This is a genomic window from Paralcaligenes ureilyticus (assembly GCF_004346225.1).
GTDB classification, from domain to species: Bacteria; Pseudomonadota; Gammaproteobacteria; order Burkholderiales; family Burkholderiaceae_B; genus Paralcaligenes; species Paralcaligenes ureilyticus.
The window spans coordinates 203,371-225,266 of the sequence record NZ_SMAJ01000001.1 but is presented as its reverse complement, the minus strand read 5'-3'; the positions used below and the strand labels follow the sequence as shown (position 1 = coordinate 225,266).

At 60.3% G+C, this 21,896-nt stretch carries 19 protein-coding genes and 1 pseudogene; 16 read left to right on the top strand and 4 right to left on the bottom strand.

Going from position 1 to position 21,896, the window contains the following annotated elements; translation table 11 throughout:
- The first annotated feature begins 44 nt into the window (after positions 1 to 44).
- A complete protein-coding gene (gene speB / locus EDC26_RS01115; protein ID WP_132579419.1) occupies positions 45 to 1,025 on the top strand; it encodes an agmatinase in 981 nt (326 codons plus the stop codon).
- A gap of 120 nt (positions 1,026 to 1,145) precedes the next feature.
- Here the strand turns inward: speB and aptA are convergent, their stop codons facing one another.
- Positions 1,146 to 2,471: an omega-aminotransferase AptA gene (gene aptA / locus EDC26_RS01110; protein ID WP_165930865.1), complete on the bottom strand. Its 1,326-nt coding sequence runs from the start codon at positions 2,469 to 2,471 to the stop codon at positions 1,146 to 1,148.
- Positions 2,472 to 2,624: 153 nt separating this feature from the next.
- Here aptA and EDC26_RS01105 point away from each other — a divergent pair, with 153 nt between their 5' ends.
- Positions 2,625 to 4,052 carry an aminotransferase-like domain-containing protein gene (locus EDC26_RS01105; protein ID WP_132579418.1) on the top strand — a complete coding sequence of 476 codons (1,428 nt, stop codon included), beginning with the start codon at positions 2,625 to 2,627 and terminating at the stop codon, positions 4,050 to 4,052.
- Positions 4,053 to 4,261: 209 nt separating this feature from the next.
- Here EDC26_RS01105 and EDC26_RS01100 read toward each other — a convergent pair whose 3' ends face one another.
- Genes EDC26_RS01100 through EDC26_RS01090 form a run of 3 tightly spaced genes read right to left on the bottom strand, consistent with a single transcriptional unit; the run spans position 4,262 to position 6,019 of the window.
- Positions 4,262 to 4,759: a dihydrofolate reductase gene (locus EDC26_RS01100; protein ID WP_132579417.1), complete on the bottom strand. Its 498-nt coding sequence runs from the start codon at positions 4,757 to 4,759 to the stop codon at positions 4,262 to 4,264.
- Positions 4,760 to 4,771: 12 nt separating this feature from the next.
- Entirely contained in the window at positions 4,772 to 5,566 is a 795-nt protein-coding gene (locus EDC26_RS01095; RefSeq protein WP_132579416.1) for a thymidylate synthase, read from the bottom strand.
- Between the two features lie 30 nt (positions 5,567 to 5,596).
- A complete protein-coding gene (locus EDC26_RS01090) occupies positions 5,597 to 6,019 on the bottom strand; it encodes an OsmC family protein (RefSeq protein WP_165930864.1) in 423 nt (140 codons plus the stop codon).
- A gap of 184 nt (positions 6,020 to 6,203) precedes the next feature.
- On the opposite strand from EDC26_RS01090, the gene EDC26_RS01085 reads away from it, so the two are divergent.
- From EDC26_RS01085 to EDC26_RS20505, 14 genes and pseudogenes are all read left to right on the top strand, one after another.
- Positions 6,204 to 7,874, top strand: coding sequence for a cbb3-type cytochrome c oxidase subunit I (locus EDC26_RS01085; protein WP_132579415.1), 1,671 nt, complete (start codon positions 6,204 to 6,206; stop codon positions 7,872 to 7,874).
- A 2-nt stretch (positions 7,875 to 7,876) separates the two neighbouring features.
- Positions 7,877 to 8,473, top strand: a complete 597-nt coding sequence (locus EDC26_RS01080) for a cbb3-type cytochrome c oxidase subunit II (RefSeq protein ID WP_132579414.1) — start codon at positions 7,877 to 7,879, stop codon at positions 8,471 to 8,473.
- Positions 8,474 to 8,519: 46 nt separating this feature from the next.
- A complete protein-coding gene (locus tag EDC26_RS01075) occupies positions 8,520 to 9,116 on the top strand; it encodes a c-type cytochrome (protein ID WP_132579413.1) in 597 nt (198 codons plus the stop codon).
- 21 nt (positions 9,117 to 9,137) lie between these two features.
- Entirely contained in the window at positions 9,138 to 9,785 is a 648-nt protein-coding gene (locus tag EDC26_RS01070; RefSeq protein ID WP_132579412.1) for an SCO family protein, read from the top strand.
- On the top strand, positions 9,782 to 10,411 hold the full coding sequence (locus EDC26_RS01065) for a hypothetical protein (RefSeq protein WP_132579411.1): 630 nt from the start codon (positions 9,782 to 9,784) through the stop codon (positions 10,409 to 10,411). The genes EDC26_RS01070 and EDC26_RS01065 overlap by 4 nt, the downstream gene beginning before the upstream one ends.
- A gap of 35 nt (positions 10,412 to 10,446) precedes the next feature.
- Positions 10,447 to 11,127, top strand: coding sequence for a 2-polyprenyl-3-methyl-6-methoxy-1,4-benzoquinone monooxygenase (gene coq7, locus EDC26_RS01060; protein ID WP_243700734.1), 681 nt, complete (start codon positions 10,447 to 10,449; stop codon positions 11,125 to 11,127).
- Between the two features lie 445 nt (positions 11,128 to 11,572).
- Positions 11,573 to 12,712 carry an MraY family glycosyltransferase gene (locus EDC26_RS01055; protein WP_132579410.1) on the top strand — a complete coding sequence of 380 codons (1,140 nt, stop codon included), beginning with the start codon at positions 11,573 to 11,575 and terminating at the stop codon, positions 12,710 to 12,712.
- Positions 12,713 to 12,895: 183 nt separating this feature from the next.
- Positions 12,896 to 14,170 (top strand): Vi polysaccharide biosynthesis UDP-N-acetylglucosamine C-6 dehydrogenase TviB, encoded by a 1,275-nt coding sequence (gene tviB / locus EDC26_RS01050; protein ID WP_132579409.1) that lies wholly within the window; start codon positions 12,896 to 12,898, stop codon positions 14,168 to 14,170.
- Between the two features lie 17 nt (positions 14,171 to 14,187).
- Positions 14,188 to 15,213, top strand: coding sequence for an SDR family oxidoreductase (locus EDC26_RS01045; RefSeq protein ID WP_132579408.1), 1,026 nt, complete (start codon positions 14,188 to 14,190; stop codon positions 15,211 to 15,213).
- Between the two features lies 1 nt (position 15,214).
- Positions 15,215 to 16,564, top strand: coding sequence for a murein biosynthesis integral membrane protein MurJ (gene murJ / locus EDC26_RS01040; protein WP_132579407.1), 1,350 nt, complete (start codon positions 15,215 to 15,217; stop codon positions 16,562 to 16,564).
- Between the two features lie 52 nt (positions 16,565 to 16,616).
- Positions 16,617 to 17,711 carry a glycosyltransferase family 4 protein gene (locus EDC26_RS01035; protein ID WP_132579643.1) on the top strand — a complete coding sequence of 365 codons (1,095 nt, stop codon included), beginning with the start codon at positions 16,617 to 16,619 and terminating at the stop codon, positions 17,709 to 17,711.
- Between the two features lie 37 nt (positions 17,712 to 17,748).
- Positions 17,749 to 19,668 carry an asparagine synthase (glutamine-hydrolyzing) gene (asnB, locus tag EDC26_RS01030; RefSeq protein WP_132579406.1) on the top strand — a complete coding sequence of 640 codons (1,920 nt, stop codon included), beginning with the start codon at positions 17,749 to 17,751 and terminating at the stop codon, positions 19,666 to 19,668.
- The gene (locus EDC26_RS01025; protein ID WP_132579405.1) at positions 19,665 to 20,801 is read left to right on the top strand and encodes a glycosyltransferase family 4 protein; all 1,137 of its coding nucleotides are present in this window, start codon (positions 19,665 to 19,667) and stop codon (positions 20,799 to 20,801) included. The genes asnB and EDC26_RS01025 overlap by 4 nt, the downstream gene beginning before the upstream one ends.
- Positions 20,798 to 21,817: pseudogene (locus EDC26_RS20505) on the top strand (glycosyltransferase); the annotation flags it as partial. The gene EDC26_RS01025 and the pseudogene EDC26_RS20505, both read left to right, overlap by 4 nt.
- Positions 21,818 to 21,896: the final 79 nt, after the last annotated feature.

Sequence of the window (21,896 nt, the reverse complement as noted above, 5' to 3'; positions counted from 1 at the left end):
TGCGCCGTGCGTATTTTTAAAAATCTGTTTTATCGGAGTTTCTCATGTCGGATCAGTTATCGAGTAAATCAACCTCCAGGGTATTGAATCAGCCCCTGGGCGGCAACGACATGCCGCGGTTTGGCGGCATCGCCACCATGATGCGCTTGCCGCATGTGACGAGCAGCGTAGGCCTGGATGCCTGTTTCGTCGGCGTGCCATTCGATTTGGGCACTTCGAACCGTTCGGGCGCGCGCTTCGGCCCGCGCCAGATCCGCACGGAATCCGTGTTATTGCGCCCTTACAACATGGCGACGCGGGCGGCGCCGTTCGATGCGCTGCAGGTGGCCGATATCGGCGACGTGGCCATCAATCCCTACAACCTGCTGGACTCGATCCGGATTATCGAAGAGGCTTACGACGGCATTGCCGCCTCGGGCTGCCGTCCGGTCACGCTGGGCGGCGACCATACCATCGTGCTGCCGATTTTGCGCGCCTTGCATAAAAAATACGGGAAGATCGGCCTCATCCACGTTGATGCGCATGCCGATGTGAACGACACCATGTTTGGCGAGAAAATTGCACATGGCACGCCGTTTCGGCGGGCGGTGGAAGAAGGCTTGCTGGATTGCAACCGTGTTGTCCAGATAGGGCAGCGCGGCACAGGTTATACGGCGGAAGACTTCGACTGGTGCCGCGACCAGGGTTTCAAGGTCGTGCAGGTCGAGGAATGCTGGAACAAATCCTTGGCACCCCTGATGGAAGAGGTGCGCGCACGCGTGGCCGGCGGCCCGGTGTACCTTAGTTTTGACATCGACGGCATCGATCCGGCCTATGCACCAGGAACGGGCACGCCCGAGATCGCCGGCCTGACCGTGCCGCAGGCACTGGAAATCATTCGCGGCGCCTGGGGCCTGGATGTCATCGGCGCAGACGTCGTGGAAATCGCGCCGCCGTATGACCCTCATGGCACTACGGCCTTGTTGGGCGCCAATCTGGCCTATGAAATGCTGTGCGTCTTTCCCGGTGTGCTGCGCCGGGATTGAGCGCGGGCGGGTTTGTGGCGGTTTCGTCTATAAAAAAATGGCACCCACAAGGGGTGCCGCTACATGATTCACCGGTATGTTTTTGTAGCGGCACCCCTTGTGGGTGCCACCACCTAAACCTCAATCAATCGTTTTCAGAACCGCGGCGATCGTTTCAAACACCTGGGAAATCTGGCTTTCGTCGATAATCAGCGGTGGTGACACCGCCAGGGTATCGCCGGTGTAGCGCACCATCAGGCCCTGATCGAAGCATTTCGTGAACGCTTCGGCGGCGCGTGCGCCGGGGGCGCCGGGGCGCGGCGCGAGTTCGATGCCGGCTACCAGGCCCAGGTTGCGCACGTCGATCACATGGCGTCCGCCTTCCAGTTTGTGGGCTGCGGTATCGAACGCGGGCGACAGGCTGGCGGCGCGTGCAAAGAGTTTCTCGCGTTTGTAGATGTCCAGGGTTGCCAGTATGGCGGCCGTGGCCAGCGGGTGGCCTGAATACGTATAGCCGTGGAAGAATTCAATCCCCTTGGCCGACGCGCCAACGATGGTGTCATGGATGTTGTGTTTGACGGCGACCGCGCCGGCGGGAACACTGGCGTTGCTTACGCCTTTGGCAAGCGTGATCAGGTCGGGGGTGACGCCGAAGAGTTCGCTGGCCGTGGCGGCGCCCAGGCGCCCGAAGCCGCTGATGACTTCGTCGAAAATCAGCAAGATGCCGTATTTCTCGGTGATGGCGCGCAAGCGCTCCAGATAGCCCTTGGGAGGAATCAGTACACCGGTCGAGCCCGCCATCGGTTCGACGATAACGGCGGCAATCGTTGAAGCGTCGTGCAGGGCGACGATGCGTTCGAGGTCATCGGCCAGGTGCGCGCCCCATTCGGGCTGCCCGTGCGAGTTGGCATTTTTTGACAGGTCGTGCGTGTGGGGCAGGTGATCGACGCCGGGGATCAGGGCTCCGGAAAACGCCTTGCGATTGGGGCCGATGCCGCCCACCGAAATCCCGCCAAAGCCCACGCCATGGTAGCCGCGTTCGCGGCCGATAAGACGCGTACGCTGGCCTTCGCCGCGGGCGCGATGGTAGGCCAACGCTATTTTCAGCGCCGTGTCGACGGACTCCGAGCCCGAGTTGGTGAAGAAAATCCGGTCCATGCCTGCCGGCATGATCTGGGCGATGGCGCTGGCGGCCAGAAAGGCATTGGGGTGCCCAATCTGGAAGCTGGGCGCATAGTCGAGCTCGGCGGCCTGGCGCGAGATGGCCTCTACGATTTCGCTGCGGCCGTGGCCGGCGTTCACGCACCACAATCCCGACGTGCCGTCCAGGATCTGGCGTCCGTCGTGTGAGGTGTAATACATGCCTTTGGCCGCGACCAGCAGGCGTGGAGCCTCTTTGAACTGGCGGTTGGCGGTAAAGGGCATCCACAGGTGGGACATGTCCGGAATTTTGACGGGGCTGTTCATAGTGACTCTCGAAGACAGTTGAATGAATCGCGCGGCTTATGACGCATAGGCCATTCTCGCCGTGTTCCAAGACGATTGAAATATACAGTTTTATAAAAAATATCTAGCTGTACTGGTAAAATTGGAAGAACTGTATAGTTCAGCGAGGGGGCCATGAAGTTTTTCGAACCGGTGCGTGATCTGAGCAAAGGCCCTACCCTGGTAGAGCAGATTGTGTCGGCGCTGCAGGCGGCCATCCAGACGCAGCTGCTGCGCCCCGGCATGGCGGTGCCTTCGGTGCGGCATTTCGCCCACGAGCATGGCTTGAGCACTTTCACGGTGGCCGCCGCCTACAGCCGTCTGGTCGCGCAAGACTGGCTGTCGGCGCGTCCCGGCTCGGGCTATCGTGTGGCGGTGCGCGCACGGGTGGCGCCCGCGGCGTCCTCGTCTGCCAGTTGGCAGCCGCCCAAGATAGGCGCTTCGTGGCTGTTGACCGATGTGTTTGCGGATCACTCCATCCCCATCAAATCGGGTTGCGGCTGGCTGCCTGCGGAATGGCTGAACGAAGCCGGCCTGCAGCAATCCTTGCGTCAGCTGGCGCGCGTGCCTGCCATGCAAATCGCCGGCTACGGCCAGCCTTATGGGTACGCGCCGCTGCGCGAGCATATCGTGCAGTCGCTGGCTGAGCGAGGCGCAAGCGTGGGCGTCGATCAAGTGTTGTTGACCCATGGCGCCACGCAAGGGCTGGACGTTGTGGCGCGCACCTTGTTCCGGGCGGGCGACGCCGTGGCGGTCGAGGTTCCCGGCTACGGAATTTTGCTGCCCGCTTTGCGCCTGGCTGGACTCAAGGTGTACGGCGTCCCGCGCGATGCCGACGGAATCCGCGTGCCCGAGCTCGAGCGCCTGGCTCGCACGCACAACCTGAAGGCTATCTTCATCAACACCGTTCTGCAGAATCCGACCGGATCGAGCCTGAGCATGGCCAACGCTTTTCGGGTTTTGCAGGTGGCCGAGCAGCACGACTTCTGGGTGGTCGAAGATGATGTATCGCGCGCCTTGCTGCCGGGGGTGGGCCCCATGCTTCTGGCGCTGGGAGGAACTCGGCGAGTGGTGTATGTATCGGGTTTTTCCAAGAGTATTGCGCCGTCGGTGCGGGTGGGCCACATTGTGTCAAGCGCAGACCTGGCGGCGGACTTTGCCAAAACCAAAATGGCTATCGCGCTGACGTCGGCCGAAATGATGGAGCGCACGGTTTATCAGGTGTTGCGCCTGGGGCGGCACCAGGCGCATCTGCAGCGCGTCCAGGACCGCCTGCGCGAGGCGCACGATGCGCTGGGCGATTTGCTGGACAAGCATGGTTTTGAAGTGTTTTCCAGGCCTCGGGCGGGCTTGTTTTTGTGGGCGCGGCCTACAACGGGAAAATGGCGCGGCAAGGGGGCGGCCAGCCTGGCCGAATTGGCCTTGAAAGATGGTATATGGCTCGCTCCCAGTCTGTATTTCGATCCGGAGCAGTCCGACTCGGACTGGATACGCTTTAACGTGGCGTATTCCCTGGATCCTTTGTTGTGGAAGTTCATGCGGCGCGTAGGCGCGGCGCAATAATTCCATTTCACATGGATGGCACCCACAAGGGGTGCCTCTACAGATACGTGTCCGCCGTTTGTAGTGGCACCCCTTGTGGGTGCCATCTACGCAATAACCTACACCCGGTTTGGCAAAAATGGCAGCCACAAGGGCTGCCGCTACATCTGCGCCTCGCTTTCGCGTTCACGATGGATTTGACAATGGAACAAAGAGGCGCGCCGGGCGCCTCAGGGCGCCGGCCGGCGCTGATACCGCACGAAATCGAAGTGATAGCCGTTTTCGGCGGCCTGGGCCAGGCGCTCGACTTCCTGCCATTGCTGCGGTTCAGGCGCCGGGAAGAAGGCATCGCCGTCGACGTCCGCATGGACTTCGGTGGCCACGATTTCATGGGCGTATTGCAGCGCCTGGGCATAGATTTGCGCGCCGCCGATAATGCAGACGCTGGACTCGCCCTGGCAGGCGGCGAGCGCCTCGGGGAGGGAGCCGAACACGGTTGCCCCGATGGCGGTGTAGTCGGCTTGGCGGCTGATGACGATATTGCGCCGGCCGGGCAGCGGCCGCCCCAGCGACTCCCAGGTATGACGGCCCATGATGATGGGATGGCCTAGCGTGGTGCGCTTGAAGTGGGCCAGGTCGCTGGGCAGCTTCCATGGCAGGGCATTATCGCGGCCTATGGCGCGATTGTCCGAATAGGCCACGACGATTTTGACAACGGGAGGCGGCATGCGGCTTGGCATTTAGACGGCAACCGGCGCTTTGATGTGGGGATGGGATTCATAGCCCACGATCTCGAAATCTTCGTAGCGGTAGTCGAAAATGGAGGCGGGTTTGCGCTGGATGACAAGCTGGGGATAGGGGAAGGGTGTGCGCGACAATTGCTCTTTGACCTGTTCGAAATGATTGCTGTACAAATGGCAGTCGCCGCCCACCCAGATGAAGTCGCCCACCTCCAGATCGCATTGTTGCGCCACCATGTGGGTAAGCAAGGCGTAGCTGGCAATGTTGAAAGGCACACCCAGAAAGATATCGGCACTACGCTGGTAAAGCTGGCACGACAATTTGCCCGCGGCCACATAAAACTGAAAGAAGGCATGGCAGGGCGGCAGCGCCATATTGGCGATTTCGCCCACGTTCCAGGCCGACACAATCAGCCTGCGCGAATCGGGGTTCTGGCGTATCTGGTCGATGACTTGCGTGATTTGGTCGATGTGCTGGCCGTCGGGCGTGGGCCAGGAGCGCCATTGCACACCATAAACGGGGCCGAGATCGCCGTTGGCGTCGGCCCATTCGTTCCAGATGCTAACGCCGCGCTCTTGCAGCCAGCGCACATTGGAGCTGCCCTGCAAAAACCACAGCAGCTCGATAAAGATGCTTCGGGTGTGCAGCTTTTTGGTCGTGACCAGGGGGAACCCTTCGGCCAGATCAAAACGCATTTGGTGCCCGAAAACCGAGCGCGTGCCGGTGCCGGTGCGGTCGGTCTTAGCCTGGCCATGTTCATACACATGGCGCATGAAATCTTCGTACTGGTGCATGATCGGTTTAAGGCAGTTTGGCCAGCTCGCTTATGCGTTGACGACCGTGGTTGAACAGGTGATTTCGGCTGTCTTGGCGAGCATCGCCGAGGCCGAGCAGTATTTCTCGTGCGACAACTGTACCGCACGTTCAACCGCCGCCTGCGGCAGGTTGGCGCCCGTCACCGTGAAGGCGAAGTGTATCTTGGTAAACACCTTGGGGTCGGTGGTGGCGCGTTCGCCGCTAAGCTTGACCTGGCAGCCGCTCACCGCGTGCCGTCCGCGTTTGAGGATAAGCACCACGTCATAGGCGGTGCAGCCTCCCGTGGCCGCCAGCAGCATTTCCATGGGGCGCGGCGCCAGATTGTGGCCGCCGCCGTCGGGCGCGCCATCCATGGCGGCGACATGGCCGCTGCCGGTTGTGGCCATAAACAACATGCCCTGCGGGCCGCCCCAATCGATCGTACATTCCATTTGAATTACCCTCATTGCTCGATGCCCGGCAAGCATCATTATCGACCGCGCCGCAAAGCGCAATATATTGATAATAGCCGGATTGGACGAAGGGATTTGGCCGTCCGCCAATGCCCACTTGCTCTATACTTTGCCTGTCATTTTAATCACATGCCTTCGCGACCATTACTTCAATCGGATTGTCATGGATACCCTCACCGTATTACTGCTTACTTTCATCTTGTCGGTCACCGGATTGTTTGTTTTTATCTGGTCGCTGCGCAAACACCTTTTTGACGATAACCCGGCCGCCGCACGCGTCATTTTCTCCGAAGGGGAAATCGGCAAGGTCGAAGAACCCGCCCTAAGCGCCGGCCAGCTTGCCGAGCTGCAAGACACGATGGGAGCGCATCAGGCGCCCGACGACCCTGCCAAGGCAGCCCGCCTGAACGCCGAGATCGCCGATCGAATTCACGCCGACCGCTCCACCGCGCTGGTGGTTTTTGTTTTCCTGTCGTGCTCGATTGTCTGGCTGATATTTGCCTCGGCCATGGGCCTGATCAGCTCTTTCAAGCTGCATAATCCCGACTTCCTGGTCAGCGAAGCCTGGCTGACGTTTGGCCGCACACGCACGCTGCACCTGAATATGGTGGCATATGGCTGGTGCCCCATGGCGGCATTTGGCATTGCCATCTGGATGTTGCCGCGCTTGCTGAAAACCGAGCTGGTTGGCGCTCGTTTCGCCTTGCTGGGCGTCATGCTCTGGAATGCCGGCCTGATTGCAGGTCTGGGCGCTATCGCGGCCGGCTTCACCAGCGGGCTGATGTGGCTGGAAATCCCCTGGCAGATCAGCATTCTGCTCGTGATTGGCGGCGCCCTCATTGGGCTACCGTTGGTCTACACCCTGCAAAACCGGCGTGTCGAGCATCTTTACGTGTCCATCTGGTATATCGGTGCCGCCCTGTTCTGGTTTCCGGTGCTGTATCTTGTCGCCAAGGTGCCGTCGCTGCATTTCGGCGTGGAGCAGGCCATCATGAACTGGTGGTTCGGCCATAATGTGCTGGGCTTGTATTACACCCCCATCGCCCTGGCCACGGTGTATTACTTCCTGCCCAAGATCATCGGCCGCCCGATTCAGTCGTATAACCTGTCTTTGCTCGGGTTCTGGGCACTGGCCTTTTTCTATGGCCAGGTGGGCGGCCACCACTTGGTGGGCGGCCCGGTGCCGGGCTGGCTGATCACGCTTTCCATCGTGCAAAGCATCATGATGATCGTGCCCGTCATTGCCTTTTCGGTGAACCAGCATCTGACGATGCGCGGCCACTTCAAGACCCTGTTCTACTCGCCGACCCTGCGCTTTATCGTGCTGGGCGGGATGATGTATACCTTGAGCTCGCTGCAGGGCTCTTTCGAGGCCTTGCGCAGCATCAATACCGTTACGCACTTTACCCACTTTACGGTGGCTCATGCGCACTTGGGCTTGTATGGCTTTTTCTCCATTGTGATGTTTGGCGCCATCTATTTCGTGATGCCGCGCGTGATGTCCTGGGAGTGGCCTTATCCCAAGCTGATTGCCTTGCATTTCTGGCTGATTACGATTGGTTTCGCCATTTACTTTATTTTCCTGTCCATCGGCGGCTGGTTGCAGGGTCTGGCGATGCTCGACGCTTCCAGGCCGTTCATGGATTCGGTGCGGCTCACCATCCCGTATCTGGAAGCGCGCACCGTAGGCGGCAGCATCATGACGCTGGGGCATCTGGTTTTTGCCTTCCATTTTGTGGCGATGGCGCTGCGCTATGGGCCATCGCGTGTGGGGCCCGCCTTGTTTCATAAGAAGAAGCAGGCGCGGGCGGCCGTTGCGCTCGAAGGAGTCTGATCATGGAAAGCGAAGTCAAACTGCTTAGCGGCGCCATGGTGACGCTGGCCTTGTCCACGGCCACGCTGGTGGTCGTTCCCTACATGCAGTTGTCTCATGTTGAACCGTCACCGGGCCTCAAGCCCTACACCTCGCAACAGTTGCGCGGGCGCGAAGTCTATATCGCCAATGGCTGCGTGTATTGTCATTCGCAGCAGCCGCGCAGCCAGGCGCAAACCCCTGCCGATTTCAAGCGCGGCTGGGGGCGGGCACCCGTGGCGGGCGATTATTACTACGACTCGCCTCATCAGCTGGGCGATATGCGCACCGGCCCCGATCTGTTCAATATCGGCGCGCGCCAACCCAGCGCCGACTGGAACCTGGGCCACCTCTATCAGCCGCGCGCTTATACCCCGGGCAGCATCATGCCTTCCTATCCGTACATGTTCGAAGTCAAGGACAAGGCCGGGCCAGGCGACCGGGTCGTGCATCTGCCGCCGGGCTTCGCCCCGCTGGGTCAGGTGGTGGTCGCCAGGCCCGAGGCGGTGGATCTGGTCCAGTATCTTTTGGGGCTTGACCATACGTATCCGGTCAAGAACGAGCTGAATTCTGGAAAATAAAACCGATCGCGGCATCGCGGGGGTGCCGGACCGTGGGAGAAGCACAATGTCGGATACAGAACAGGAACTGAATGCGCAAAAGCGGGAAATGCCCGAGCCCGTCGAAGGCTCGCGGCCGATACCGTGGGTGGTGCTTGTTATTGTCGGGGCGGTGTTTGTGTCGGCTCTTACCTATCTGGGGATGAGCAAGCAGGTCAACGACCCTTCGATCGGCGATCATCGGGTGGCGGCCGATTTTGTGGTGGCCAAAGGCTCGACGACCGGCCCGGTCGACGGTGCGCAGGTCTATGCGGCGCAATGCGTCGCCTGCCATCAGGCCACCGGCGCGGGCCTGCCGGGTGTATTTCCGCCGCTCGCCGGCTCTGAATGGGTGCTGGGCAAGCCCTCGGTTGCCGTGCAAATCGTCTTGCATGGCATAGACGGCAGCCTGACCGTCAAAGGTACGGTCTACAAGGGCCAGATGCCTACCTTCAAGGACAAGCTCAGCGATAAGGAAATTGCCGCCGTGCTAAGCCATGTCCGGTCCAGCTTTGGCAATCAGGCCGGAAAAATCGACGACGCCCTGGTCAAGGCGCAGCGCGCCGCAACGCAAAGCCATGAGAAACCGTGGAATGGCGATGCAGAATTGGCCAGTCTTAAATAAGCCGCGCCGCGAGAGCGCGGCATGAAGCTCTTTGTTGCGCTCTTGCTGGTCTGCATGCTGGGTGTCGGGGCTTTGTACGCGCAGACTGACGGATTTACGGTGGTCACTACCGAAGCCGCTCGCAGAGACTCGGTAGCCCGCCACCCGCGCGCGTTGCCCGATGCCGCACTCACCTTCGCATCCGGTCGCCGGGATGGTCTGCTTGACGCCTTGCATACCGATGGCCGCGTCACCATTGTCAATTTCATTTATACGCGCTGCGTGTCTCTGTGCCTGGTCATGGGGTCGGAGTTTCAGCAAATGCAGGCGGCGATCGCCCAGCACGGCCTGGAGCATCGCGTACGCCTGCTAAGCATTAGCTTCGACCCGGCAGATACCCCTGACGAACTGGCCGTCTACGCTCGCAGCCAGCACGCCGACCCGCAGGTATGGCAGTTTGCGCGAGTGGCGGATAGCCTTGGGCGACGCGCCTTGCTGGCTGCGTTTGGCATTGTCGTGGTTCCCGCTCCTTTAGGACAGTATGTGCATAATGCGGCTTATCATATTGTGGCGCCCGACGGCCGCCTGACGCGCATCGTCGACTACAACGAGCCGCAAACGGTGCTCCCCTTGGCGCAGGCGCAGACCAGAACCGAGGCGCCGGCGGCAACCGCTGCGCGGCAGCCATGAAGGCCCGCGCCGTTTTTGCCGGTTTAAGCCCGGCTGCGTGCTACGGGTTGGCAAGCGCCATCCTGTTGCTGTTGGCAGTCATTTTCGTGCGCCCCCTTACGGACTCGATGGCCCTGCATATGCTGGTGCATATCCCCGCCATATTGTTTGCGGGAATATGTGCGGCGCAGGGCCTGTCCATGTCCCGATGCGACGCCGGCAAGCCCGGGTTTTTCCGCAGGACGCTACAGCAGTATCGGCAATTCGACGAGTTCGGCGTGCCCGGGCTGCTGCTGGCCAGCCTGGCGGGCGCCTACTGGATGTTGCCCAAGGCCCTGGACCAGGTGCAGGTCTGCGCAGCGGCCAGTGTTCTGAAGTTTTTTGTGCTATTCCTGCTGGGAATGGTGTTGCTGGATTCATTGAGGCGAGCCAACGCCGTCATTAAACTATTTTTCTTGGGCGGCTTTTGCTGGATGGCCGCTGTGGTGGGCATCCTGTATCAGAGCGATTCGGTGCGTCTGTGCAATGCGTATTTGTTGGACGATCAACTGTTGGCGGGCCGCGGGCTGGTGGTGCTTTCGATAGTGTTACCCTTGCTTTGGCTGGCCGTTTCGATGAAAGTCGTTCGGCGGTTTCTAAGCCATTAGTGTGATGGCCGTATATTTTTTATAAAGATCAACGTATGGTTAAAGCCTTTGCAATGCCGGATTCGGCCCCTTTTTTGCGGCGCGAGAACCGTCTGGACAATGTGTTGTCCGAGATGGGGCGCGCCCTGCAGGTACTGAGTGGGGCGGTCGTCGCGGCCCGCCCCAATCCGGCGGGCAAGCCCGTTGCTGCGGCGCCCGAGTTATCCCCGGCGGAGCAAAAGCACGCGGCCGGACTCATGCGGGTTAACCATGTAGGCGAGATTTGCGCGCAGGCTTTGTATCGCGGACAGGCGATTTTTTGCGGCGATGCACAAATCAAGCAATTGTTCGGGCGTGCCGCTGCCGAAGAGCTGGACCATCTGGCTTGGTGCCAGGATCGGCTGCGCGAATTGAACAGCCGTCCCAGCTACCTGAATCCGCTTTGGTATGCGGGCTCCTTTACGCTGGGGGTGGCGGCAAGTTGTGCGCACAGGTCAAAAAACCTGGGCTTTATGGCGGAAACCGAGTCTCAGGTCGAGCAGCATCTGGATCGGCATCTGAAAGAGCTTCCCAGTCGGGATGAGCGCTCGCGGCGGATAGTCGAACAGATGCGGCGCGACGAGATAGGGCATCGCGCCAAGGCCGAAGAGCAGGGGGGGCACGCCTTGCCTGGGCCGGTGCGCCTGGCGATGCGCGGGATGGCGAAACTGATGACTGTCACTGCTTACCGGGTTTAGGGTTAATGCTTATTTGTAATAAAATATTAATTGCGGGCAAGTTGGCGGATCGAGAGAGCCGCCGGATGTAAAAAAGCAACGGAAGCGTTTACTTGCACATTTTTTGGTGATTGATCTTGCATCGCACAAAAAATCGCTATACACTTTAGTTATCGGATGTCGAAACGTGATTGCAGAGGGAAAACCCCAACCACGCGGTCTCAAGCAAAGTGCTTTAGTAGCCTGACATGCCACGGTTGTCTCCTCCACCCTCCTCCTTTGGTGGATTTAGCCCGAGATCGTAAGATCTCGGGCTCTTTTTTTTGTTTTTTCGGAGTGTGGCGACTCGCGTTACTCCCAGTCGATACGCAGTATGATCTTTTTGTTGCATTTATTACTGCGCTTATCTGCGGCCTGCTGTCAATTCATCGGATAATGGCTACATTCAATCGTGCATGGGAGTTTTGTGGCCTCGCATCAAACATGGGACACGGTAACCTGGCTTTATATCTGTATTGTGGCGTTTACCATCGGCGGCCTGATCGTGGCCTCCGAACGCTGGCACGGCGCTTTTACCGGCGATTCCGATCTTCATAAACCGCAGGCTTCACATTCGCGCTCAACGCCGCGGGTAGGGGGGCTGGCGGTGCTGGCCGGCAGTCTGGCCGGCCTGCTGGTGCTTGGCCCGCGCAACATGACGCTGACCTGGTTGTGGCCGGTTTTATTCATCGCCGCCTTGCCTGTATTCGTAGCGGGCCTGCTGGAAGACATCACTAAAGACATTGGCTCGGGCAAGCGTTTGCTGGCCGCTTTTGCGTCGGCCGCAATTGCCTGGTGGCTACTGGGAGGGGTGTCCAGAGTCGGGTTGGCCGGAGTGGATTGGGTTTTGGGTTTTTGGCCGATATCGTTGGTGTTTACCGTCGTGGCGGTTGGCGGCTGTACCCATGCCTTGAACATCGTTGACGGGATGAACGGCCTGGCAGGCATGGTGGCTACCTTGATGGCGCTGTCGCTGGGCCTGGTTGCCTTGCAAGTGCACGATATTCCCATTTTTCTGATCGCCGCCGCGCTGGCCTCCGCGACTCTGGGCTTTCTGGTCTGGAATTTTCCGTTCGGACGTGTTTTTCTGGGCGATGGCGGCGCCTATTTCCTGGGGTTCATGCTGGCTGAGCTGGCCGTGCAACTGGTGGTGCGCAACCCCAGTGTGTCGCCGTTCTACGCGCTGGCGGTTTTGTTTTATCCGGTGTTCGAAACCTTGTTTTCAATCTGGCGCAGGCGCTTCAAGCGCGGCACCCCGGTCGACCAACCCGATGCCCTGCATTTGCATCAACTGGTGTTTCGGCGTCTTGTGCGCGTCACCTTCAGCCGCGATAGCCGCCATGCCGTGCCGGCGCTTTGCAACGCGATGACTTCACCGTATTTATGGGTGCTGACGCTCATCGGCCTGGTGCCGGCGACGATCTGGTGGGACAACGCCTGGGCGCTGTGCGCCAGTTTGCTGGTTTTTTCAGCGGTTTATATTTGGTTATATAAAAGGCTGGTGTCCTGGCGCCGTCCCGCGTGGCTGTTGTTGCCGTCGATGGGCCGCAATACCAAGCCGAAATAAATGTGGCGGTCGCCGCAGTGTGTAGCGGCAGCCCTTGTGGCTGCCATGGCGGCAAGAATGGGACGGATGGCACCCACAAGGGGTGCCGCTACAACAAGGGACGCCACCAGCGTCGCTACACAAGCATGAAAATGCTCGTTATCTTAAAATTTTTCTTTTCAGCACTAAATGCGGGAGATTCAGTTGCAAATTCAAGACGTGAAACTTGCGGTGGTGGGGCTGGGTTATGTGGGTCTGCCGTTGGCCGTGGAATTTGGCAAGAAACGCTCTGTCCTTGGTTTTGACATCAACGCGCGCCGGATTGCCGAACTTAAGGACGGGCATGACCATACGCTCGAGGTTGATGGCCCGGAACTGGCCAGCGCGAGCCATCTAAGCTTCAGCGGCGAGGCGGCGCAGTTGGCCCAGGCCAATGTGTTTATCGTGACTGTTCCCACCCCTATCGACGAGTACAAGCAGCCCGACCTGACCCCTTTGGTTCGCGCCAGCGAAACCATAGGCAAAGTACTCAAGCGCGGCGACGTGGTGATTTACGAATCCACCGTTTATCCGGGGGCCACCGAAGAAGTGTGCGTGCCTGTGCTGGAGCGTGTGTCGGGCCTGCGCTTCAATGAAGATTTTTATGCCGGCTATAGCCCCGAGCGAATCAACCCGGGCGACAAAACACACCGCGTATCGAGTATCAGAAAAGTCACTTCCGGGTCCACGCCCGAAATCGCTGAATTGGTCGATACCCTGTACAAGCAGATTATTGTCGCGGGCACGCACAAAGCCCCCTCCATCCGCGTGGCCGAAGCCGCCAAGGTTATCGAGAACACCCAGCGCGACGTGAATATCGCCCTGGTCAATGAGTTGGCGCTGATTTTCAACAAGATGGGCATTGACACGCTTGCCGTGCTCGAAGCGGCCGGCACCAAATGGAATTTCCTGCCGTTTCGTCCAGGCCTGGTGGGCGGCCACTGCATCAGTGTCGACCCCTACTACCTGACGCACAAGGCGCAGGCCATCGGCTATCACCCGGAGATCATTCTGGCGGGCCGGCGGCTCAACGATTCCATGGGCGGCTATGTCGTGTCGCAACTGGTCAAGGCCATGACCAAGCGCCGCATACAGGTGCAGGGCTCGCGCGTCCTGGTGATGGGCCTGACGTTCAAAGAAAACTGCCCCGATCTGCGCAACACGCGGGTGGTCGATATCGTGCGCGAACTGCACGAATACAACATCGATGTCGATGTGTACGATCCGTGGGTCGACGCCGCCGAGGCTCAGCATGAGTATGGCCTGGCGCTTGTCGCCGCGCCGAAGGTAAGCGCCTACGACGGCATTATCGTCGCCGTGGCGCATAAGCAGTTTGCCGAAATGGGCGCCCAGGCCATTCATGCACTGGGCAAGGCAGAGCACGTGGTGTACGACCTCAAGTACATCCTGGCCGCCGACGAATCCGATTTGCGTCTGTAATTTGTAGCGAAGGAATTATGACTACCCGTTATCAAGAAGTGATGGCCAGTTTGCGCCGTGAACCCAAAACCTGGCTGGTAACCGGCTGCGCCGGATTTATCGGGTCGAATATTCTCGAAACGTTGCTGACTCTGAACCAGAACGTGGTGGGCTTGGACAACTTTGCGACGGGCCATCAGTACAACCTCGATGAAGTCCAGAAGACCGTCACGCCCGAGCAGTGGGCCCGGTTTGCGTTTCATCGGGGCGACATCCGTGATCTGGCGGCTTGCCAGACAGCGGTCAAAGGCGTCGATTACGTCTTGCACCAGGCGGCGCTGGGTTCGGTGCCCCGGTCCCTGGCCGACCCGATCTCCACCAACGAGGTCAATATCGGCGGCTTTCTGAATGTGCTGGTGGCGGCCCGCGACGCCGGCGTGAAGTCTTTCGTCTATGCGGCTTCGAGCTCGACCTATGGCGACCACGAGGCGCTTCCCAAGGTCGAGGACCGGATCGGCAGGCCTCTGTCGCCTTATGCCGTCACCAAGTTCGTCAACGAGCTGTATGCCGACGTGTTCGCCCGCTCTTACGGTTTTGGAAGCATCGGCCTGCGCTACTTCAATGTGTTCGGCAAACGCCAGGATCCCAACGGGGCTTATGCCGCAGTAATTCCAAAGTGGGTGGCCGCCATGATACATGGCGAGCAGGTGGTGGTGAATGGCGACGGCGAAACCAGCCGGGATTTCTGCTTTGTGGAAAATGCCGTGCAGGCCAATATATTGGCCGCCCTGGCTCAACCTGAAGGAGTGAATCAGGTTTACAACGTTGCGTATAACGCACGCACCAGTCTGAACGAACTGTTCGAATACCTGGCTCGTGCGCTGGGCAATACCGGCGTTGTGTACGACAAGCAGCCGGTTTATGCCGACTTCCGCAAGGGCGATGTGCGCCACTCGCAAGCCGATATCAGCAAAGCCAAGCGCTTGCTGGGATACGAGCCCATGCACAACATCGTGCAAGGTCTGGAAGTGGCCATGCCCTGGTACACGCAATTCCTGCGTTGACTTGAAAACATTCGCCCAGCGACTCTCCGGCCTGCATTCCGACCATCGACGCATCGCGCAAGGGGCGGCGCGGGTTGCCTTTTTCCTGCTGTTGGGAAAAGCGGCGGGCGCGTTCAAGGAAATGGCTGTTGCTTACCGCTACGGCGTAAGCAGCGTGGTCGACGCCTATCAGTTCACCCTGACCATGGCCAGTTGGCTGCCCATCACCCTTGTGGGCGCGCTGTCGGTGGTACTGATCCCGGTGCTGGTGCGCACACGCTATGAAGATGCCGGTACCCGTGCTCGTTTCCTGAGTGAATTGCAGGCCTGGGCGATCGTGCTCGGGCTGATTCTGGCGGTGGCGATCTATTTCGGCTGGCCCTATGTGCTGCAGGTGGCGGGCCGCGGTTTGCCCGGTGATGTTCAATTGATGACGTCGCAACTGACGCTGGCGTTTGCTCCGGCTGCATTATTGACCTTGATGACGGGAATCAGCGCGGCGCGCCTGCGGGCGCATGAGCGGCACATCAATACCTTGCTCGATAGCGTTCCGGCGGTGGCTATCCTGATCTGGGTGTTGGCCTCGTCGGTCGACGATGTGGGGCCTTTGTTGTGGGGCACGCTGGTGGGCTATATCATCCAATCCACATGGCTGCTGTGGCTGGCCTCCAAGGCCGATGGCATGTGGGGGCGCCCCATCTTCAGTTTGCAATCCGGGCACTGGCCCGACCTGGTCAAGGCGGCCGGAGTCATGGTGCTGGGCCAGGTTGCCATGAGTTTTGTCGGACCTATCGATCAATACACCGCCGCCAATCTGGGCGCCAATGCCAATGCCACGCTGGGATACGCGGCCAGGCTGCTGTCGCTGGTGCTGGGAATAGGCGCGGCGTCGGTGGGGCGCGCTGCGTTGCCGGTACTGGCCGATATACAGGGGCGCGGCGATGCGGCGCATGCCCGCAAGACAGCGCTGAAGTGGTCGGTGCTGATGCTGCTCGTTGGAGCGGCGGTGACATTGATAGGCTGGTTCCTGGCACCCTGGGGTGTTGCATTGCTGTTCCAGCGCGGTGCTTTCACGGCTGAGAATACGATGACTGTCGCCCATGTCCTGCGCTGGGGCCTGTTGCAGCTGCCCTTTTACTTTGGGGTTCTGATACTTGTTCAGTTGTTGGCAAGCCAGAACCGCTACCGGATTATGGCGGCCATCGCGATCGCCAATTTTGCGTTGAAGGCGGTCATGAACACGGTGCTGGCGCCGGTCATGGGCGTGGCCGGCATCATGCTGGCCACCAGCGTGATGTATGCCTTGTCCTACACTTGTTATGTGGCCGTAGCGCTGCGCTCCGCGCCCCACGCTCATCGCAGCCCGTCCTGATCATGTTTACACAGGTGTTGTTTTGAATTACCCAGCCCTTGCCCCTCATTTGATGATTGTGATTTATTCGCTAAGCGGTGGGGGCGCCGAGCGCGTTGCCGCGGATCTAAGCGCCTACTGGGTCGAGCGCGGCTATAAAGTTACGGTGGTGACACAAACCGATGCAAGGGGCGACGCCTATGCGCTGCATCCGTCGGTGCAGCGTGTCGTCCTTGGAACTGCCGGATCGAGCAATGGGCGTATTGGCGGCGTGCTGGCCAATCTGCGCCGTGTCTGGAGCCTGCGGCGCCTGATCCGGCGCCGGCGGCCAACGATTGTGCTGGGCATGATGACGACCGCCTCGGTGTTGGCCGTTATTGCCGCACGCGGTACGGCTTGCCGGGTGATTGCCACGGAGCATACCCATCCGCCATCTCAGGAACTGAGCCCGATGTGGTTGCGCCTGCGGCGCTGGGCTTATCCGCAGGCAGCCAAGGTAGTCGCGCTGACCGCGGGCACGGCGCAGTGGCTGCAACAGAATGTACCCGGGTCGGCTATCGCGGTGATTCCCAATGCCGTGCGCTGGCCTCTGGAGGTGGGTGACCCGCTGCTGCCGCCGCCCGAGAAAAACGGACGCCACCGCTTGCTTGCGGCGGGGCGTTTGCATCCCCACAAGGGCTTCGATCTTCTGATACGCGCCTTTCAGATGCTGGCGGCCCACGTGCCTGATTGGGATCTGGTTATATTGGGCGAAGGCGATAGCCGCAATGATTTGCAGGAACAAATCGATGCCTGTGGTTTGGGCGGCCGCATTACCATGCCCGGCCGGGCGGGAAACGTGGGGCAGTGGTACGAGCAGTCCGATTTATACGTGCTGAGTTCTCGGGTCGAGGGGTTATCCAATACACTGATTGAATCCATGGCGAGCGGCATGGCCGCGGTCGCGTTTGATTGTGAAACCGGCCCTCGTGAAATTGTGCGCAATGGCATCGATGGCGTGTTGGTCAAACCTTGTGAGGATGTCGAGGCGCTGGCGGCGCATTTATACGAGTTGATGACGCATCGCGCCCAGCGCGAAGCCTTGGCTCGGCGAGCAGTGGATGTACGCGATCGGTTTTCTATGGTTCGTGTGATGGCGTTGTGGCGTCATGTTTTTGAAAACGACTAACCGAGCCTGGCCAGGCTTGACGTAGAGCGAGTAGATCATGTGCGGAATCGTTGGGATTTGGGGCGCATTGCCCAATAAGCGGGCTGTCGTCGAACGCAGTTGCCGCAGCATCCGGCTGCGTGGGCCAGACAGCGAGGGCTTCTGGCAGGATGCGCAGGCCGGCATTGCCTTGGGCCACGTGCGCCTGGCCATTCTCGACTTGTCCTCCGAAGGACATCAACCCATGTTGTCGGCCTGCGGGCGTTACTCGCTGGTGTTCAACGGCGAAATCTACAATCATCTTGAATTGCGTGCCATGCTTGAGGCCGAGGGCCGCGCACCCGCCTGGCGCGGTCATTCCGATACGGAAACCCTTCTGGCCGGATTCGTCGCCTGGGGCGTGGAACAGACTCTGCTCAACGCTGTGGGCATGTTTGCCATGGGGCTGTGGGACCGGCAGCGCAAGACCTTGTCGCTGATGCGCGATCGCCTGGGCGAAAAACCTTTGTATATGGGCTTTGCAGGAGGCAATTTTGTCTTTGCATCGCAATTGAAGGCGCTTGTCGGCATCCCCGGGTTCTCCAGGGAAATTGACCGGCGTGCCCTGTCGCTGCTGGTTCGCCATAACTATATTCCAGCGCCCTGGAGTATTTATCGTTTCATGCGCAAGTTATTGCCGGGCACCTGGCTGGAGCTGACCGAAGAACAGTTGCGGCGTCGCGAGGTACCCCCGGCGCGGGTCTATTGGTCGGCACAAACCGTGGCGCGCCAGGCTCGCGAACAGGCCTTGAACTTTACCTCCGATGAACAGGCCATCGATGGGCTCGAAGAGGTATTGGGTGCGGCCGTCAAGGGGCAAATGCTGGCTGATGTCGGACTGGGGGCCTTTCTGTCGGGCGGGATCGATTCTTCGGTGATCGTGGCGCTGATGCAAGCCCATAACACGCAGGCCGTCAATACGTATTCCATTGGTTTTGACGAGGCGGCGTACAACGAAGCCGAACATGCCCAGGCCGTTGCCCGGCACCTGGGCACGTCGCATACCGAGCTGTATGTCACGGCGCAGGATGCGTTGGCGGTTGTGCCTAGCCTCTCGTCGGTCTACGACGAACCGTTTGCCGATTCGTCGCAGATTCCCACCATGCTGGTGACGCGCATGGCGCGCCAGCATGTGACCGTTGCCTTGTCGGGCGATGGCGGCGATGAATTGTTTGGCGGCTATTCGCGTTATTTCCGTGCCCAGCGCTGGTGGGACAGGCGCGAGGTCCTGCCGGACTTGTTGCGTACCCCCGTGTCGGCCCTGAGCCGATTTGGCGCGCGCATGATGCCGGCCGGATACGCGCGAGATCAGTTCGACAAACTGGCCGAACTGGCCAGCGCGACGCATTCGGGCCGCTTTTATCAGCAGTTTGTGTCGTACTGGAAGGATCCCGCGCAAGTGGTGCTCGACGCCCAAGTGCCGTCCACGGCCTTTGACGCGGAATCGAGTGATCGTTTTTTTGAGCAAATGACCCTGCTCGATTCCGTCACTTATCTACCTGACGATATCCTGGTCAAGGTTGACCGGGCCGCGATGGCGGTCAGTCTGGAAACACGCGTGCCGATGATCGATCATCGTGTGTTCGAATTTTCGCAGCGCTTGCCCCTGGATTATAAAATTCGCGACGGGCAAGGTAAATGGCTGTTGCGTCAGCTCTTGCACCGGCACGTGCCCAGGGCCCTGGTCGATCGTCCAAAAAAAGGTTTCTCCATCCCGTTGGGATCCTGGTTGCGTGGGCCCTTGAAAGACTGGGGCGCCGCCTTGCTGGACCCGGCTCGATTGCACCGCGAGGGCTTGTTCAATGCCGCTCCGGTCTTGCGCAAATGGCGTGAGCATCAGTCGGGCAAGCAAGACTGGAGCACGCATTTGTGGAGCGTACTGATGATGCAGGCGTGGCTGGACGAGACGGCTGTCCGATCGGGTTCAGGCCCGCAATGAAAATAGTATTTCTTGTCAGCTCCATGCATGCGGGTGGAGCGGAGCGGGTGGCGGCGACGCTCGCCAACGCCTGGTCGGCGCGCGGCGAGGCGGTCACGCTGGTGCCGACCTATACAAAAAAGGGCTCGTGTTTTTATCCAGTGTCGGAGCAGGTCGACATGGTATGGCTGGCAGACCGCATCAGGCGCCTGCGTCTGCCTGTACCGGCCGGATTGAAGAAGTGGCTGGCGCTGCGCCGCCTGGTCCGGGAGAAAAAACCCGACCTGATTGTTTCGTTTCTGACGAACGTCAATGTTGTAGCGCTGCTCAGCACGCGCGGGCTGGGAATTCCCATCATCGTCTGCGAGCGCACCAACCCTGCTTTTAACAACAATGTGGGGTGGGTGTTGCGGCTCTTGCGCAAAATGACCTACCGGTTCGCCGATTTGGTCACGGTGCAGACCGAAGCCAGCGTGGCGCCATTCCAGCGCATGATGCCCGGAATCGAGCGTCTGGCGGTGATACCCAATCCCGTGCCTCCCGAGTTGTTCGATGCCCGGCTTGCGGCCTGCGTGCCGGATGTGAATGGCCGCCTGCGCCTGGTCGCCATGGGGCGCCTGGTACCTGCCAAGCAGTTTGATTTGCTGATTGACGCTTTCGGCAAGATTGCCGCTCATCGCCCGGAGTGGGACCTGACCATTTGGGGCGATGGCCCCATGCGCGATGCCTTGTTGCGTCAAATCGAGTCCATGGGGCTTTCCTCGCGCATCGATTTGCCGGGCCGCACCGACACGCCCTGGCAGCAACTGGCGCAGGCCCACGCGTTTGTTCTGACCTCCCGGGTGGAGGGGTTTCCCAACGTATTGCTGGAAGCCATGGCGATCGGCCTGCCATGCCTGGCCGTCGATTGCCCGAGCGGCCCGCGCGAGATGACGCATAACGGCGAGGATGCGCTGCTGGTTCCCCTGGCCGATCAGCAGGCCCTGACACAGGGGCTGGATCGTCTGCTGGGAGACGCCGCGTTGCGCCGGGTCTTGGCCGAACGCGGTTCCCTCTCGGTGCGCAAGCGCTACGGCCTGGACGCGGTGCTCGACTCCTGGGACCGATTGATGGAACAGGTGGGGATTTCACGCGTGAGGCGCGAGGAAACATGAAGCGAATGACCGCCGGCGCCGACCTCTCTTTGCGAGTCGTACACGTTATCTCCGGTCTGGGCCAGGGGGGTGCCGAAACGGTGTTGCACAGGCTGGTGACGGCCTCCTCGCAAGCCAGCCGCAATACCGTTATTTCCCTGGGCGACGAAGGGGTGTTTGGCGCCCGTCTGCGCGCGGCAGGGGTCGCCGTTCATTGCCTGAACATGCGGCCCGGGCGCCTGTCGCCCGCAGGCGTTTGGCGTTTGTATCGCCTGTTGCGGCAACTGCGGCCCGATGTGGTGCAGACCTGGATGTATCACGCCGACCTGCTGGGCGGCGTCGTGGCGCGTCTGGCAGGTATCAGGGCGGTGTCGTGGGGTATTCGCAATTCGGGCGCCAATCTGCGGCAGGGCAGTCGTTCCGCGCGGGCGCTGGCGTGGGTTTGCGCCCGCCTCTCGGGCCTGGTGCCGGGCGTCATTGTGTCCTGCGCCCAGGACGCGTCGCTGCGTCATCAGCAGTGGGGTTATCGCGCCGATCGCATGCTGGTGATTCCCAATGGCTACGATTTATCGCGTTGGCAGGCTCGGCCGCAGGCCCGGATCGATTTGCGGGCCAATTGGGGGTTGACGGCCGATACTCCCCTGATAGGCAGCGTGGCGCGCTGGAATCCGCTTAAAGACCATGCCAATTTATTGCGGGCCTTTGCGCTTAGTCTCGCGGCGTATCCGGATTTGCGCTGTGTGCTGGTGGGTCTGGGCATGGATGACGCCAATGCGGAGCTTGCCGCCTTGCTGGCGTCGCTGAGTCTGCGCGACAAGGTCATTTTGCTGGGGCCACGCGACGATGTTCCGGACATCATGAGCGCCATCGATGTGCATGTCCTGTCCAGTTGTGCCGAAGGCTTTCCCAATGTGGTGGCCGAAGCGATGGCGGCAGGCGCCCTGTGCGTGGTCACCGACGTGGGCGATGCCGCGAAAATTGTCGACGGCGAGGGTTGGGTTGCGCCTCCTCGCAATCCGGCGGCACTGTCCGAGGCGATGAATCACGCCGTGGCTATTCTCGGTACGCCGCAGGCGAGTTTGCGCGCGCAGCGTGGCCATGACCGGGTACGGCACG